Here is a 12,910-nt window from a genome sequence, read left to right as displayed (position 1 = left end):
CAAACTCGCCTGGGTCGTTCATCGACCTGTCACATACCCAAAAAATACCGTCACAAGTGTATTTATTCGATCCCACCTGACCGGTGGGATTTCTCGTTGTAAATGCATGCTGTTTGTTACGGGTGGGTCGAAGGCCGGTGATAAATTGGCTTTTGTCCTCCGGCTTTTGGCGGAGTGGCAACAATGAGGAGAGTCGAAATGTCCAGTGAAAATCCAGGCCCTAGGTGTCAAGCGCAGCTGCCAACGCACAATAATCCGCTTACCTGGTTGGTGTCCTGTATGAAGCTGGCCCACCTCTACCCAGTACCGGACCCGTCCAGACAATACGGATGCGGAACAACAGAGCAATGAGCTCGCTGCTCCACCCGAAACAAAGGTGAGCGTCGTTCGGGAATACAAGCAGTGGCGCTGCTAGGTCGGCAGCAATGCACCAAATTCAGGCTCGACCCTCGACGCTGGCCTGATTTTCTTTGCGTCGGCAAATGTGAAGCCGGCGCCTGCGACCCGGTCGCCACCCGGGTTACGCCCATGAACTCGGGATGTCGCTACATGGTACATCCACTGCGGTAGCTATTGCCTTCCCTTTGCTTGGCCCCGTTTTTCCTTTTGAAGATTTTAAGAAAAAGAACTTGATGACGACTTTGATTCCGCCACATTCCCTGACCGTTTTCGGCAGAATGCGGCCGACGATTGCTATCCTGGCCATCGCTTGCCTGCTTTCGGCCTGCTCCATGGCGCCGGGCATGCGCATGGGCGCAAAAACCCAGTACGGCAACACCACAGAGGATGCCGCTCCCACCGGCACGCTGACCCCCATCACACCCGCGCTGATCGCCCAGCAACGCAAGGCGTCGGGCAAGGGCATCAGCAAGGAAGTGAAGCGGTTGTTCGGAACACGCAAGGCCTACCGGATCGGACGCAGCGATGTCGTCAACATCGTCGTCTGGGGCCATCCGGAACTGGGCATGACACCCGCCACCTCCAATCGAAGCATGGGTTCCACCAGCCAGGCCGATGTCGGTAATGGCTACAACGTCAATCCCGACGGCACCATACAGTTTCCCTTCATCGGTCCGATCAAGATTGCCGGGCTGACCGAAAACGAAGCGCGCGAACTGCTGACGCGGCGCCTTTCCAAGTACGTGCAAGATCCCCAGATCACCGTGCGGATACAGGCCTACCGCAACGGCCGCATCTACGTGGACGGCGAAGTACGTGCGCCCGGATTGCAAACGCTGGATGACATTCCCATGACCCTGCCGGAAGCCATCAACCGCGCGGGCGGCTTCAGCGAGGAAGCGGACCGCTCGTCCATCGCACTGACCCGCAACGATAAAACCATACAGATCAACCTGCCCAGGCTGACCCGCCAGGGGGTCAATCCCAATCGCATCCTGCTGGCCAACGGCGATCTGCTGCGCGTTCGCAACCGGGTCGAGTCGCAGGTATTCCTGATGGGCGAAGTGCGGCTGCCCCGTGCGCTGCCGCTGCATGACGGACGCCTGTCTTTGACCGAGGCCTTGGGCGAAGCCGCCGGCCCCGATCCCTGGACCTCCGACCCCAGCCAGATCTATGTGGTGCGTAAACTGCCGGTCGAGATGGGCGGCGAAGATGCGCTGCCCGAAATCTATCACCTGGATGCCAGTTCGCCGGCCTCTTTCGTCCTGGCCAATGACTTCCAGCTGCAGCCCAGGGACGTGGTCTACATAGACCCGGCGCCGGTGGTGCGATGGAGCCGCTTCATCAACAACCTGCTCCCCAGCTACAACACGCTGTTCATCAATACCCGCAACACGACGAAGTAAGACGATCATGACCATGCACAGCATCCTGCTCGTATGCGTCGGCAATATCTGCCGAAGCCCTCTGGCCGAAGCGCTGCTCAAGCGGCACTTCCCGGACAAGGCCGTGCATTCCGCAGGCCTGGCCGCGCTGGTCGGCCACCCCGCCGACAGCACGGCGCAAGACGTCGCCCAACAGCACGGCCTGGACCTGTCGACGCATCGCGCGCAGCAGATCACGCGGGCCATGTGCATAGGCGCCGACCTGATCCTCGTGATGGAAAGCGATCAGCAGCGCGAACTGGCGACCCGCTATCCCTTGGCGCGCGGCAAGATACGCTGCCTGGGCGAGTTGGCGGAAGGCCAGCGTTTCGATGTTGCCGACCCCTATCGGAAGCCGCGCGAGGCGTTCGAACAAGCCCATGCCGCCATCGAGCGCGGCGTCGACCACTGGGTACAGCGTATCCGCCAAATCGGGTGAAGACTCAAAAACAAGATGACCATATCTGACAACGACATGCAGCCCAGCCTCGCAGATCACCAGGACAGGGACGACGTCAACCTGCTCGGCCTGCTCGACATCGTGATCGAAGCCCGTTGGCTGATCGCGGGCATTACCGCCATCGTCCTTTTCTTCGGAGCCCTGTACGCCTTCCTGAAGCAGCCGGTGTACCAGGCCGACAGCCTGATACAGGTGGAGCAGAACGACGGCCCGACCAGCGACGCGCTCGGCGAGATGGCCGCTTTATTCAATGTGCAGTCGCCCGCCTCGGCCGAGATCGAGATTCTCCGGTCGCGGCTGGTGGTCGGCCAAGCCGTGGACAACCTCAGGCTGCACCTGAGCGCCCGTCCCGATTACCTGCCCTTCGTGGGGCGATGGCTGTCCTCGCGCGCAACGGAACTGTCGGAGCCCGGCTTCCTGGGCCTGGACGGCTATGTGTGGGGCACGGAGTCCATCCGGCTCGACCGGCTGGACATGCCCGCCGAGCTGGAAGGCACCCAATTGACGCTGATCGCCACCGAAAACGGCTACACCCTGCACGGGCCCGATGGGTCGGAACTGGCGCAAGGCGCAACGGGCGAACTGGTGAGTTTTGAATTGCAGGGCGCCCCCGCCCAGATCCGGATCGCCGCCTTGAGCGCAAAACCGGGAGCCCGCTTCATTGTGGTCCGGCAATCGCGCATCTCGATGATAAAAAATCTGCAGAACGCGCTGGACGTATCCGAAAAAGGCAAACAGTCAGGCGTATTGTCCGCCGTCATGGCCGGAACCGACCCGCGGCGCATCACGAATATCCTGAACGCCATCGGCCAAGCCTACGTCAACCAGAATATCCAGCGCAAGGCCGCCGAAGCGGAGAAATCGCTGACCTTCCTGGACGATTTCCTGCCCGAGCTGAAAACCAAGATGGACGAGGCCGCCGACCGCTATACGGCATTCCGCGACAAGCACGGCACCTTCGACCTGGGCACGGAAGGCTCCTTGTCGCTGAATACCTCGGTCCAGTTGAAGGCGCAGCTTTTCACCCTGGAACAGAAGCGCCGCGAGCAGGCGGCCCTGTATACCGCAGCCCATCCGACCATGCAGGTCCTGGACAGGCAGATTGCGGCGGTCAAGAAGGAAATCGCCGAGCTGTCCAAGAAAATCAGCACCCTGCCCGACATGGAGCAGCAATTGCTGACGCTGATGCAGGATGTGAAAGTCAACGGCGAGCTCTACGTCAACCTGCTCAACAGCGCGCAGCAGCTGCGGCTAGTCAAGGAAGGCAAGATCGGCAACGTGCGTGTCGTCGACACCGCCGTCGTCCCGACCCGGCCCATACAGCCGAACAAGCCCCTGGTGCTGTCGGTGGCCTTGCTGCTGGGGCTGATGCTGGGCGTGGGCACGGCGTTCCTGCGCAATATGATGCGCCCCGGCGTCAAAGATCCCGCCGACATCGAATCGGTACTGGGATTGAATGTATTCGCCACGGTGCCGCACACCGCCGGCCAGACGACGCTACACCGCCTGATCATGGAACGGCGCCCCGGCAATCACGTGCTGGCCAGCACCGCGCCGGGCGACCCCGCCATCGAAAGCCTGCGCAGCCTGAGAACAGCGTTGCAGTTCGGCATGCTGGATGCGCCCAACAACATCGTGCTGTTCAGCGGACCCACGCCAGGCATCGGCAAGTCGTTCACCAGCGTCAATTTCGCCGCCGTGCTGGGCGCCGCCGGAAAACGCGTGCTGCTCGTGGACGCCGATCTGCGCAAGGGCTATATCCATCAATACTTCGGGCTGCAACGCGCCAAGGGCGTCAGCGAACTGATCAGCGGCGCGATTTCCCCGGAAGAGGCCATACGGCCCAGCGTCCTGCCCAATGTAGACCTGATCACGACAGGCGTGCTGCCGCCGAATCCGGCCGAACTATTGCTTTCACCGGCCGCGCCCAAGGCGCTCGAGGCCTTGTCCAGCCGCTACGACTTCGTGCTGCTGGACACGACGCCGATATTGGCCGTGTCCGACGCGATGGCGCTGGCCTCGCATGCCGGAGCCGTCTTCCTGCTGGCCCGCGCCGAGGTCACCACCTTGGGCGAATTGGAGGAATCGGCAAAACGCCTGCGCCAGTCGGGCGCAAGAATCAACGGCGTGATCTTCAACGATCTTGCCGCTTCCAGCCGCCGCTATGGCGGCAAGTACGGCAGCTATCGGTATACCCACTATGAGTACGGTTCGAAGGATGGCTGAACGGTGAGCACCCTGGGCAAACAAGTCGGCCACGGCATCGCATGGAACCTGGCCAATATGGTGGTCAGCCGCGGCGCCTCGGTGGTCTTCACCCTGTTCCTGGCGCGCTTCCTGACGCCCGATGCCTTCGGCCTGATGGCCATGATCGCCATCTGCTATGCACTGGCCGATGTCCTGATGGTCTCGGGCTTCGGACAAGCCATCATTCGTCAAAAGCAGCTCCAGGACATCGACCTATCGACGGCGTTTGTCACCAATCTTGTCTTCAGCGTGCTGATCTATGCGGCGCTTTACCTGGCGGCGCCCTGGGTGGCCCGCTTTTACGAGCAGGCGGAACTGATTCCGCTGATTCGCGTCATCGGACTCGTGCTGTTCATCAATGCATTCAAGGTGGTGCAACTGGCGCTGCTGAACCGGGCCATGGATTTCAAGTCGCTGATGCGCATCAATTCCACCGCCACCATTGCCGCGGGCGCCGTTGCCGTGCTCATGGCCTATGCCGGCCTGGGTGTATGGAGCCTGGTGGCACAGTTCATGATCGCCGCCGCCGTATCCACCGCCCTGCTCTGGCTGGGCGGCAGCTGGCGGCCCAGCCTGGCTTTCAGCGCCCGGTCTTTCCGTCAGATGTTCAGCTTCGGTTCGAAACTGACGCTGGAAAGCACCTTGAACGTGCTCTATGAAAATTCCTACGTACTGGTCATCGGCCGCGTGTTCAGCGCCGAGGCGACGGGCCTGTATTACTTTGCCAAGCGCATACGCGACCTGATCGTGGATCAGCTGAACAGCGCCGTGCAGCAGGCCACGTACCCGGCCATGGCGCAACTTCAGGACGACCTGGAGGGCCTGCGCCGCATGTACCGCATCGTGCTGCAGCTGTTGTTCTACATCATGGCGCCCGCCCTGCTGCTGATCACCGTCCTGGCCGAGCCCCTGTTCAGGATTGCCTTCGATGCCCGCTGGGCGCCGGCCGTGCCGTATCTGCAGCTGCTGTGCATCGCCGGCATGCTGCTGCCCATCCATACGGTCAATTTCAACATGCTGAAAGTGCTGGGCAGGACCGATCTGGTGCTGTACACCGGCATGAGCAAGAAGGCCATACACCTGGTGCTTCTGGCCGCCTCGATCCCCTTCGGACTCATCGGCATCGTGACGGGCCAGATCATCGCCGTCGCGCTGTCCAGCCTTTACTACATGCACTGCTCCGCCACCCAGATAGGCTACAGCTGGCGCGCCCAGTTGCTGGACTTGTTCGAACCCATCGCAGTGGCCGCCGTCTGCGCCGGCGCCACCGCCTGGCTGATGCACACCGCCGCATTGACCCCAAGCTGGCATGCGCTGGCGGGCGGATTCTGCTTTGGCGCCCTTTACCTATTGCTTAGCCATCTGGCCGGCGTCGCAGGCCACATGTTCCTGAAGGAAAAACTGCAAGCCTGGTTCCAGCGCAATACAGGAAAAATCCAGGAGACCGAGACATGAGCCGTTCCGCAGGCACACCGCGGGGGAATGACGCCATGAAGCAGACTCTGTTCATCGGCGAATACGCATCCAGGAATGTCGGCGACGGCATCATCAAGCTGGCCATTGAAAAGCTGTGCGCCGAGCATGGCGTTGCGGCGGCGTTTCGGGACTTCTACGGGGGGACGCCGGCTCCAGCCGCGGCCCCGTCCAATCCAGGCAATCCGCCCGCCACCGGCACAGCGCCGCGTGCGCCGTCCTGGCCGCAGCGCATATGGCATTCCCTGCTGCGCATCGCCTTGGTCAATTACGCCATCGCGCTGCTGTTCTACTTCACCCGCTATCGGCGCATCGCGGCCGGCTACCAGGTGGCGCGCTACCGGCAGGTGGTGATCGGCGGCGGCAACCTGCTGATGGACAACTACCTGAACTTTCCGCTGCTCATCCTGCGCATCGTCCAGCAGTGCGAGCGCCATGGCGTGCCCGTCAAGCTGTTCTCGGTCGGCGCGGGCAGGCGCTACAGCCGGCTGGGCCGCAAGATAACGGCGCGTATCCTGCAATCCGCGGCCGTGGCCTGCGTGGTCTGCCGCGACGGCAACACCTACGAACTGATCAAGGACATCGGCGGAGAAGCCGTCCATCCAAAGATCATGTGCGGCGTCGACACCGGACTGTACCTGACGCGCAGCGACACCCTGGCGGCGCAAACCAATACGGTAGGCCTGGGCGTCATCGCGCCCTCGGTCCTGCAAGCGGTGATCCCCGAGCATCCCATGGCCGACATGCAGTATGCCCTGAAATGGTGGGACGCCCTGATCGGCACGCTGGCCGGGCAAATCGGCGCCGAACACATAGAGCTGATCTCCAACGGCTCAGGCGTCGACAACGATTTTGCGCACGCCGTCTGGCAAGCGCTGTCGCCCAAGTATCCGGGCTTGTCGGTATGCACGGCCATCGACTCGCCCGGCGACCTGATGCAGCGCATAGGCAGCTACAAGGCGCTGGCCGCCTACCGCATGCATGCCACGGTGGCGGCCATGGCCCAGGACGTGCCCGTCATCGGCTTCGAGTGGGATCCCAAGGTCCTGCAGTTGTTCACTTACTGCGGCAAGCGGGAGGCCTGCATTCCCCTCGCCGAGTTCACGCAGCACCCGGTGCGGGACATCATCGCCGCCATGCTGCGCCAGACTCCCGCGCAACTGGCGCCTGTGCGCCAGGCGCTGGATAGAGACTTTCGCCATGCAATCCATGTCTGAGTCCACCGCGGCAATGATGAGCGCGCAGGGCGCCACGGCCCACCCCGTGATCAGCGGCAAGCTGGCCCTGTTCATCCCCTCGCTGCACGGCGGCGGCGCGGAACGCGTCATGGTGTCGCTGGCCAACGGCCTGGCGGCCAAGGGGCTGGACGTAGACCTGGTGCTCGCCCGCAAGGCCGGCGTCTATCTGGACGATGTATCGCCCAGGGTGCGCATCGTCAACCTGAATGCGCCCCGCACGCGTCAAACCCTGCAGCCGCTGGCGCGCTACCTGCGCCAGGAGCGCCCCGCCACCCTGGTGTCGGCCATGAACTACGTCAATGTCATCGCCAGCTGGGCCTGCCGGATCGCCAAGGTGCCGACGCGCCTGGTCCTGACCGAACACGCCAATCTGAGCCAGCTGCTGTCGGACTCGCACCGGGGCATGGCATGGTGCCTGCCCTGGCTGATGCGCCCCGCTTATGCGCGCGCCGATGCCATCATCGCCGTCTCCGACGGCGTCGCCCAGGATCTGGCACGCAGGCTGGGCTGCGCCCCCCAGCGCATCCATACGCGCCACAACCCCATCGACACCGCGGCGTTGGCCGCCAAGAGCCTGGAACCGCTGGAGCATCCCTGGTTCGTCCCGGAGGCGCCACCCGTGATCGTCGCAGCGGGCCGGCTCAGCCCCGAGAAGGATTTTCCGACCCTGATCCGCGCCTTCGCCCTGCTGCGCGCGCGGCGCCCGCTGCGGCTGGCCATACTGGGAGAAGGCGGACAGCGCCAGGCGCTGGAAGCGCAGATCGGCGCATTGCCGTGCAAAGACGACATCCTGCTGGCGGGTTTCCAGGCCAATCCCTACACCTGGATGGGACGCGCCGGCGCCTTCGTGCTGAGCTCGCGCTGGGAAGGCTTCGGCAATGTGCTGGTCGAAGCCATGGCCTGCGGCGCGCCCGTCGTCAGCACCGCCTGCCCCAGCGGCCCGGAGGAAATCCTGGGCAATGGCCGCTGGGGCAGGCTTGTTCCCGTAGGCGATCCCGCCGCCCTGGCGCAGGCCATTGATGCGACCCTGACGGATCCGCATCCGCCCGACGTCCGGCGGCGCGCGGACGATTTCAGCGCCGACCGGGTGGTGGAAACCTATTTGCCGCTTTTGCTTCCCCGCGCCATCGCGGGCCTATCCCCATGACACATACCCAAGGACTACCATGTGCGGCCTGACCGGCTTCCATACGCCGACCGCAAGCGGATCACTGCACAGCACCGCCCGCCATATGGCCGATGCGCTGACGCATCGCGGGCCGGACGACGCGGGCGTCTGGGCGGATGAGTCCTGCGGCCTGGCCCTGGCGCATCGCCGGCTATCCGTGCTGGAGCTGTCTTCAGCCGGGCACCAGCCCATGCTGTCGTCCGAGCAGCGCCATGTCATTGCCTTCAACGGCGAGATCTACAACCACCTGAATCTGCGCCGACAACTGGACGCGGAAGGCCGCGCCCCCCATTGGCGCGGCCACTCCGACACGGAAACCCTGCTGGCCTGCATCAGTGCCTGGGGCGTACAGAGAACGCTGACGTCAACCACCGGCATGTTCGCCCTGGCCGTATGGGATAGGCAAACCAGGCGGCTCTTCCTGGCGCGCGACCGCCTCGGCGAGAAGCCCCTGTACTGGGGCTGGCAGAACGGCGTACTGCTGTTCGGCTCCGAGCTCAAGGCGCTGCGACGGCACCCAGCCTTCCAGGCCGACGTGGACAGGCAGGCGCTGGCCTCGTTCATGCGGCACGGCTACATCTGCGCCCCGCACAGCATCTACCAGGGCATGCACAAGCTGCCGGCCGGCCACTGGCTGGCGCTGGACCTGGCCAATCCCGACAAAGCGCGCGCCGCCCAGCCCATTCCCTACTGGACCATTGCTGAAACCGTTGCCTCGGGCCTGCGCCGTCCTTTCGAAGGCACGCCCGACGAAGCCGTGGACGCACTGGAACGGCAACTGTCGCTGAGCGTGCGCAGCCAGATGCTGTCCGACGTCCCACTGGGCGCCTTCCTGAGCGGCGGCATCGACAGCAGCACCATCGTGGCGTTGATGCAGGCGCAGAGCACCACGCCCGTGCGCACCTTCACCATCGGCTTCGACGATGAGCGCTACAACGAGGCGCCGCATGCGGCCGCCATCGCCCGACACCTGGGCACCGAACACACGGACGTGGTCCTGCGGCCCAACGATGCGCTGGCCCTTATTCCAGCGCTGCCTCATATCTACGACGAGCCCTTCGCCGACAGTTCGCAAATCCCCACGCTGCTGGTCAGCCAGCTGACCCGCAAGCATGTCACCGTTGCGTTAAGCGGCGACGGCGGCGACGAGCTCTTCGGGGGCTACAACACCTTCCGCTTCGCGCCCAAGCTGTGGCGCCGCATACAAGGCGTGCCCAAACCGCTGCGCCGGCTGGCGGCATCGCTGCTGAACGGCGTGGCGCCCGCGCATTGGGACTCGGTGCTCAATGGACTGCGGCGGGCATCGTCGGGGCGCCTGGCGCGGGGGATGAACGCCGACAAGCTGCACAAGCTGTCGACCCTGCTGTCATCACCCGATCAAGGCGATTTCTTTCGCCAGCTCAGCAGCCACTGGTCCGATCCGGGCGCGCTGGTGCGAGATGCGTCCGAAGCGCCCACACCGCTGACGGCGCCCGGCGCCGTGCCCCGCACGGACAGCTTCGAGCATGACATGATGGCTGCCAACGCCGCCATGTACATGCCCGACGACATTCTGGTGAAAGTGGACCGGGCCGCCATGGCATACAGCCTGGAAGTGCGCGTGCCCATGCTGGATCACCACGTTGTCGAACTGGCCTGGCGCATGCCGCTGGAGTGGAAGATCCGCGCCGGCGAAGGGAAATGGCCCTTGCGCCAGCTGCTGTACCGGCACGTGCCGCAGACGCTGATGGACCGCCCCAAGAAAGGTTTTTCGGTGCCCCTGGCCGACTGGCTGCGCGGCCCCTTGCGCGACTGGGCGCAGGCGCTGCTGGACCCGGCACGGCTGGCGCGCGAAGGCTACCTGAATGCCGAACCCGTCCAGCGCGCCTGGCGCCAGCACCAGGCCGGCCATCAAGATCACTCGCAGCGGCTGTGGTGCATTCTTGCCTTTCAATCCTGGCTGCAAGGGCAACACGCATGAAGACGCCCATCCACATCACTCATGTCATCGTCGGCCTGGACGTGGGCGGCGCCGAACGCTTCCTGCTGCGCCTGATCGAAGCCCACCGGGACGATCCGCAGTATGCGCACCGGGTAATCTCCTTGACCAGCAAAGGCACGCTGGGCGCCCGGCTGGAAGAACAGGGCATTCCGGTCACCGCCCTGGGAATGAAGTCGCTCTGGGATGCGCCGCGCACCTATGCAAGATTGAAGCGGGCGCTGCGGACCAACCGGCCCGACGTACTGCAGTGCTGGATGTACTACGCCGACCTGCTGGGCGGCCTCGCGGGCCGCCGGCTGGGCATCAGGCGCATCCTGTGGGGCATCCGGAACTCCCACTTCGAATCCGGCGGGACGCGCCTGAAGCGGGCCGTCAGGCGAAGCTGCGCCATCGCGTCCCGCCATCTGCCCTGGCGCATCGTCTGCGTGGCGGATTCCGCCCTGGAAGTCCATGCCCGTGCCGGCTATGACCGAACGCGCATGGAAGTCATCCACAACGGCTACGACCCGGATGCCTTCACCTATTCAGACACCGGCCGCCGCAGGCTGCGGCGCGAACTGGGCATCCCTCCGGACAGCCTGGTCATCGGTTCGCTTGGCCGCTACAGCGCGGCCAAGGACCATCACAGCTTCGTGCAGGCGGCCAACGCCGCCATGCGGCAACGGCGCGGGCTGTACTTCATGCTGGTGGGGCGCGACCTGACGCGGGACAACCCGGCCCTGGCCAGCCAGATCGCCGCCACCATGCACCCAGAGCGCTTCCTGCTGCTGGGCCAGCGCGGCGACGTGGCCGACTGCCTCAGCGCCATGGACGTCTTCTGTCTGCACTCGCGCACCGAAGGTTTCCCCAACGCGCTGGGCGAGGCCATGAGCGTGGGGCTGCCTTGCATCACCACGGACGTCGGCGATGCCCGGCTTCTGCTGGGCCAGGGCGGCCGGGTCGTTCCCGCGGGCGACGTGCCGGCCCTGGCGCAGGCCATGATAGACATGGCCGACCTGGACGCCGCCCAACTGCACGCCATGGGCGCCCGCGCCCGGCGACGCATTGCCGACCACTACACGCTGGACCATGCGGTCGACCAGTACGAATCCCTTTACCAGACAGCCATGGCGCTGCCCTATTGATCCAAAGGTGAACGATGGCACTTAAAGAATTTATCTTGAAATACGCGCCGGTCGCCATACAGGATGCCGGCATCAGCGTATACAACACGCATTTGTACCGGCAGCGGCATCAAGGCAAGTACAAGGCCTATCAACGCTACTACCGCGATTTCGAACAGGCCGGAGCCGATGAAATCGCCAGGGAGGCTGCCAGGCGGCAAGCCCTGTTCCTGCAATGGGCCACCGAAAAATCGCCCTGGTATGCGCCATATCGCGGCAAGGCGCTGCATGAGTTTCCCATCCTGGAGAAAGAGCAATTGCTGGCCCATATGGACCAGATCCGCACGATCGAGGAACACGAAGGCATCGTCAGCCTGACCGGAGGCACAACAGGCGCCTCCATGAAAGTGATCTATCACCCGGAGGACATGCAGGAGCGCTTCGCCCTGAAGGATCACTTCCGTTCACGCTACGGCTACAAACTGGGCTGCAGGGTGGCGTGGTTCAGCGGCAAAAGCCTGCTGCGGCCCGCCGACCTGGCATCCGGACGCATCTGGCGTGACGACCACATCAACAAGATCCGCTTTTTCTCGACCTTCCATATCGGCTCGCAATATTTCGATGCCTATTGGCGGGCACTGCAGGATTTCCAGCCGGACTACATCGTGGGCTTTCCATCCAGCGTGCTGGACCTGTGCGCCATGGCGGAGGAGCGCGGCCTGCGCTACAACGGCAAGGTCGACACCTTTTTCCCCACCGCCGAAACCGTCCTGCCCGTGCATCGGGAACTGATCCCGGCCGTGCTGGGCTGCCGCGTGGTGGACCAGTACGCCGCCTCGGAAGGCGCTCCCTTCATTCTGGAATGCCCTGAAGGGTCTTTGCACATCCACCCGTTGACAGGCGTCTTCGAAGTGGTGGACGAGGCCATGCAACCCGCGCGCGAAGGCGAGATCCTGGTGACCTCGTTCACCACGCGCGGCACGCCCCTGATCCGCTACCGCATCGGCGACCGCATCAGCCTGGCACCGGACGATTACCGCTGCCCCTGCGGATCCTGCTTTCCGGTGGTCAAGCACATCGAGGGGCGTACCGCCGATTTCATCTGGTCGCCCCAAAACGGCAAGGTCAACCTGGGCAACATCAGCAACAGCACCAAGGACGCCGAAGGCATCATCTGCTTCCAGATCGTCCAGGAAGCGCCCGACGCCGTCAACGTGGCCGTGATGGCGAACCCGCGCTTCACGCCGGAGCAGCGCCAGAACTTCCTGCATGCATTATCCCTAAGGCTGGGCCAGGGCATGCGCATCGAGCTGAATGTGGTGGACCACATTCCGCGCGAGGCCAGCGGCAAGTTCCGCATCGTCAAGAACCGCCTGTCCCCCGACGCCATGCGTCCCCTCGTCCAAGGCTAGGGCCC

Annotated in this window: 9 protein-coding genes; all 9 read left to right on the top strand. The window is 64.0% G+C overall.

Annotation, left to right across the window (positions count from 1 at the left end):
• The first annotated feature begins 632 nt into the window (after window positions 1-632).
• Genes OEG81_RS01370 through OEG81_RS01330 form a run of 9 tightly spaced genes read left to right on the top strand, consistent with a single transcriptional unit; the run spans window position 633 to window position 12,905 of the window.
• Window positions 633-1,805 (top strand): polysaccharide biosynthesis/export family protein, encoded by a 1,173-nt coding sequence (locus tag OEG81_RS01370; RefSeq protein ID WP_264130905.1) that lies wholly within the window; start codon window positions 633-635, stop codon window positions 1,803-1,805.
• A gap of 13 nt (window positions 1,806-1,818) precedes the next feature.
• Window positions 1,819-2,262 carry a low molecular weight protein-tyrosine-phosphatase gene (locus OEG81_RS01365; RefSeq protein WP_264132667.1) on the top strand — a complete coding sequence of 148 codons (444 nt, stop codon included), beginning with the start codon at window positions 1,819-1,821 and terminating at the stop codon, window positions 2,260-2,262.
• A gap of 15 nt (window positions 2,263-2,277) precedes the next feature.
• Window positions 2,278-4,509: a polysaccharide biosynthesis tyrosine autokinase gene (locus OEG81_RS01360; protein ID WP_264130904.1), complete on the top strand. Its 2,232-nt coding sequence runs from the start codon at window positions 2,278-2,280 to the stop codon at window positions 4,507-4,509.
• 3 nt (window positions 4,510-4,512) lie between these two features.
• Window positions 4,513-5,985, top strand: a complete 1,473-nt coding sequence (locus tag OEG81_RS01355) for a lipopolysaccharide biosynthesis protein (RefSeq protein ID WP_264130903.1) — start codon at window positions 4,513-4,515, stop codon at window positions 5,983-5,985.
• A complete protein-coding gene (locus OEG81_RS01350; protein WP_264130902.1) occupies window positions 5,982-7,220 on the top strand; it encodes a polysaccharide pyruvyl transferase family protein in 1,239 nt (412 codons plus the stop codon). Before OEG81_RS01355 ends, OEG81_RS01350 begins: the two co-directional genes overlap by 4 nt.
• Entirely contained in the window at window positions 7,204-8,388 is a 1,185-nt protein-coding gene (locus OEG81_RS01345) for a glycosyltransferase (RefSeq protein WP_264130901.1), read from the top strand. Before OEG81_RS01350 ends, OEG81_RS01345 begins: the two co-directional genes overlap by 17 nt.
• Before the next feature lie 19 nt (window positions 8,389-8,407).
• A complete protein-coding gene (asnB, locus tag OEG81_RS01340) occupies window positions 8,408-10,369 on the top strand; it encodes an asparagine synthase (glutamine-hydrolyzing) (RefSeq protein ID WP_264130900.1) in 1,962 nt (653 codons plus the stop codon).
• Window positions 10,366-11,514, top strand: a complete 1,149-nt coding sequence (locus OEG81_RS01335) for a glycosyltransferase family 4 protein (RefSeq protein ID WP_264130899.1) — start codon at window positions 10,366-10,368, stop codon at window positions 11,512-11,514. The genes asnB and OEG81_RS01335 overlap by 4 nt, the downstream gene beginning before the upstream one ends.
• A 35-nt stretch (window positions 11,515-11,549) precedes the next feature.
• On the top strand, window positions 11,550-12,905 hold the full coding sequence (locus OEG81_RS01330; protein WP_264130898.1) for a phenylacetate--CoA ligase family protein: 1,356 nt from the start codon (window positions 11,550-11,552) through the stop codon (window positions 12,903-12,905).
• Window positions 12,906-12,910 lie beyond the last annotated feature (5 nt).

It is taken from the genome of Pollutimonas sp. M17 (assembly GCF_025836975.1).
GTDB lineage: Bacteria > Pseudomonadota > Gammaproteobacteria > Burkholderiales > Burkholderiaceae_B.
The sequence above is the reverse complement of the archived record's forward strand: the minus strand, read 5'-3'. Positions and strand labels throughout refer to the sequence as shown.